Annotated in this window: 4 protein-coding genes; 2 read left to right on the top strand and 2 right to left on the bottom strand. The window is 73.7% G+C overall.

What is annotated here, in order from left to right:
* Window positions 1-1,298 (bottom strand): NAD(P)/FAD-dependent oxidoreductase (locus tag ACJA3G_RS33245; protein ID WP_406556755.1); only part of this gene is annotated, 1,298 nt, incomplete at its 3' end.
* 90 nt (window positions 1,299-1,388) lie between these two features.
* Window positions 1,389-2,075, bottom strand: a complete 687-nt coding sequence (locus ACJA3G_RS33240) for a rhomboid-like protein (protein WP_406556754.1) — start codon at window positions 2,073-2,075, stop codon at window positions 1,389-1,391.
* Here ACJA3G_RS33240 and ACJA3G_RS33235 point away from each other — a divergent pair.
* Together ACJA3G_RS33235 and ACJA3G_RS33230 are read left to right on the top strand one after the other, a co-directional pair.
* The gene (locus ACJA3G_RS33235) at window positions 2,074-2,994 is read left to right on the top strand and encodes an aminoglycoside phosphotransferase family protein (protein ID WP_406556753.1); all 921 of its coding nucleotides are present in this window, start codon (window positions 2,074-2,076) and stop codon (window positions 2,992-2,994) included. The two genes, ACJA3G_RS33240 and ACJA3G_RS33235, sit on opposite strands and share 2 nt — an antisense overlap.
* Window positions 2,995-3,055: 61 nt before the next feature.
* A partial coding sequence (locus ACJA3G_RS33230) for a GNAT family N-acetyltransferase (RefSeq protein ID WP_406556752.1) occupies window positions 3,056-3,522 on the top strand: 467 nt, incomplete at its 3' end.

The following is a 3,522-nucleotide window of genomic DNA, read 5'->3' as shown; positions in this document are numbered from 1 at the left end:
TACATCCCCCGCACACCCACCCACCGCAACGGCTCCGGCTCCCAGCGGCGCACCCGGTGGCCGACCCATGGCAGCGCGGTCAGCTCGGTGGGGCCGGCCTGGCCGGAGTCCTGCTGGACCAGGTCGCGCAGGGTGCGGGCGGCGAGGTTGGCGGTGGCCACGCCCGAGCCGACGTAGCCGCCCGCCCAGCCGAGGCCCGTCGAGCGGTCGAGGGTCACCGTGGCGCACCAGTCGCGCGGCACCCCCAGCACCCCCGACCAGGCGTGGGTGATGTCGACCCCGGCGAGCTGGGGGAAGAAGCGGATCAGGACGTCGCGCAGGGCCTCGACCGTCTCCGGCCGGGTACGGCCGTCGTTGTCGGTGCGGGAGCCGAAGCGGTAGGGCACCCCGCGCCCGCCCAGCGCGATCCGGTCGTCGGCGGTGCGCTGCGCGTACATGTACGCGTGCGCCATGTCGCCCAGCGTCTCGCGGCCCTCCCAGCCGATCGTCTCCCACAGCTCCGCCGGCAGCGGCTCGGTGGCGACCATGGAGGAGTTCATCGGCAGCCAGGTGCGGCGCAGGCCCTTCAGGGAGGCGGAGAACCCCTCGGTGCAGCGCAGCACGTACGGGGCGCGGACCGTGCCGTAAGGCGTGACCGCGTGCTTGGGGCGGATCTCGGTCACCGGCGTCGACTCGTGGACGGTCACCCCCAGCGCCTCCACGGCCGCCGCCAGCCCCTTGAGCAGCTTCACGGGGTGGACGCGGGCGCCGTGCGGGGTCCAGGCGGAGCCGACGGCCCCGGCGACCCGGACGCGCTCGGCCGTCTCACGGGCCCCCAGCAGCAGCCGGTCCTTCTCCCCGAAGGCGATCTCAGCGGCGTGGAAGGCCTTCAGGCGGCCCAACTGGGCCGGGGTATAGGCGACTTCCAGCACCCCGCCCTGATGCACGTCGGCGTCGATCGACTCCTCGGCGGCGGCCCGCACGACCTCCCCGACCGTGTCGTTCATGGCCCGCTGGAGGCGCACGGCGGCCTCGTGGCCGTGCAGCTTCGCGTACCGGTCGCGGCCCGCTATGCCGTTGTAGAGCCAGCCGCCGTTGCGGCCGGAGGCACCGTATCCGCAGAAGCGGGCCTCCAGAACGGTGATATTGAGGAAGGGCACGGCCTTCTTGAGGTAGTACGCCGTCCACAGCCCCGTGTAGCCGCCGCCCACGATGACGACGTCCGCCGTCGCGTCGCCCGTCAGGGGCTCGCGCGGGGTGGGGATGCCGTCCTGCGCGTACCAGAAGGAGATGCCGCCGTTGATCGTCCGCGTGCTCATGGGGCTTGTTGGTACACCGCCGGATGAGCCCTGTCCAGATACGGAATCCGCAGCTACGGAATCCGTGGCCCCGGGAATCCGCGTCGCCGCTCAGGGGCGCCGGAGCCGCCCGGCGGCCGACCTGGCCCCGGCCACCGGGTCCCAGGGCGCGCCCCTTCCCCGTACGAGCGGATGGCAGGCCAGCCCGACCAGGACGGAGGTGAAGTGGCCCAGGTCCGTGAAGGTGCGGCCGGTGAGCAGCGGGGTGCCGTACAGGACGAGGACACCGCCCAGATAGCCGTACCGCCAGGGCGGCGCCAGACGGTAGGCCAGTACGCCGACGACCCCCGCCAGGGCGTAACTCACCCCCACGTCCAGGGTGTTGAGGGCCGAGCGCGGGGCCAGGTCGTGGTGGACCGCCCACAGCAGCGCGCCCTCGCTGAGGTAGGTCGCCACCACGTGCGCGAGGACGACGACCGCGAGCCAGCGGCGGGTGCCGAGCCAGTGTTCGGCCTGCGCGTGGAAGACGGAGTAGAGGACGGCGTACGGGAGCCAGTGACCGCCGTCGATCCACAGGGCACTGGCGATCAGGACACGGACCGGGTTGGCCGACAGCTCGTGGATGTTGGTGGAGCGCTGCCGCAGGAAGTCCTGCTCGAACTCCGGCGACATGTGGTGCAGGGCGATGGTGGTCCCGAACAGGACGGCCAGCCAGAGGTACGTGCCGGGGGCGCGTCGGACGTACCGCCGGACGCCGCCGGCCGCGCGGCGGGGGCCCGGCCCGGGAAATCGGCTCATGGACCGATTCACGCACGGCGGTAGGGTCGGCCGGGTGATCGACATTCCCGATGAGCTGATCGCGAGGGGGAGGGACGGCGACGAGGCGGACCGCGCCTTCCTCGCCGCGCTGCCCGGCCGGGCGGAGGAGTTCCTCTCGCGCTGGGGGCTGCGCCTGGGCGCCGGACCCCCGATGTACGGGATGTGCGCGCTGGTGCTTCCAGTGACCGCCGCGGACGGCACCCCGGCGGTCCTCAAGCTCCAGCCGCCCGACGAGGAGACCGAGGGCGAACCGGTGGCCCTGCGGGTGTGGGACGGGGCGGGGGCGGTGCGCCTGCTGCGCCACGACGCCGGGACGGGCACGATGCTCCTCGAACGCCTCGACTCCGCCCGCCCGTTGTCGGCGGTGGCGGACTCCCGCGAAGCGGTCCGGGTGATCGCGGGGCTGCTGTCCCGGCTCACGTCCGTGCCCGCGCCGCCCGGGATGCGCCGGCTGGCGGACAGCGCCGCCCGGATGCTGGAGCGGACCCCGCGGGTGGTGCGCGCGCTGCGCGACCGGGCCGAGCGGCGACTGCTGGCGGACTGCGCGGCGGCCGTACGCGAGGTGGCGGCCGAGCCGGGCGACCGGCTGCTGCACTGGGACCTGCACTACGACAACGTCCTGGCCGCCGGCCGCGAGCCGTGGCTCGCCATCGACCCCAAGCCGCTGGCGGGCGACCCGGGCTTCGAGCTGCTGCCCGCGCTGGTCAACCGTTTCGACGCGGCGGAGGTGCGGTGGCGCTTCGACGCGCTGACCGACGTGCTGGGCCTGGACCGCTCCCGGGCGCGCGCCTGGACGCTGGGACGGGTGCTGCAGAACTGCCTCTGGGACATCGAGGAGGGCGAGGACACGCTCGCCCCGGAGCAGCTGGAGGTGGCGCTGCGGCTGCGGTCCCGCTGAGCCCCGTCCGGGGAGCGGAACCCCCGCGACCGGTCCGCCGCCGCCCGGCTAACCTGCGGCCATGATTCGTACCGCGACGCCCGAAGACGTACCCGTCATCCACGCCATGGTCCGCGAACTGGCCGCGTACGAGAAGTGCCCGGACGAGGCGCGGGCGACGCCGGAGCAGTTGCGCGAGGCCCTGTTCGGCGAGCACCCCGCGGCGTACGCGCACATCGCCGAGACCGACACCGGCGAGCCCGCGGGCTTCGCGCTGTGGTTCCTCAACTTCTCCACGTGGCGCGGGGTGCACGGCATCTACCTGGAGGACCTGTACGTCCGCCCCGAACTGCGCGGCGGCGGCCACGGCAAGGCCCTCCTGACGGAACTGGCCCGTATCTGCGTGGCCCGCGGCTACGGCCGTCTGGAGTGGTCGGTCCTGAACTGGAACACCCCGTCCATCGCCTTCTACGAGTCGCTGGGGGCCCGTCCCCAGGACGAGTGGACGGTCTACCGACTGACGGACGGGGCGCTGGAGGAGCTGGGGGC

The sequence above is a fragment of the Streptomyces sp. YS-3 genome (assembly GCF_045257485.1).
GTDB lineage: Bacteria > Actinomycetota > Actinomycetes > Streptomycetales > Streptomycetaceae > Streptomyces.
Note: the sequence above shows the minus strand (reverse complement) of the source record. Positions and strands in the feature narration are given on the sequence as shown.

Coding starts and splice junctions, on each gene's coding strand:
- ACJA3G_RS33240 (WP_406556754.1), bottom strand. CDS start 2,075: ATGAGCCGATTTCCCGGGCCGGGCCCCCGCCGCGCGGCCGGCGGCGTC.
- ACJA3G_RS33235 (WP_406556753.1), top strand. CDS start 2,074: ATGGACCGATTCACGCACGGCGGTAGGGTCGGCCGGGTGATCGACATT.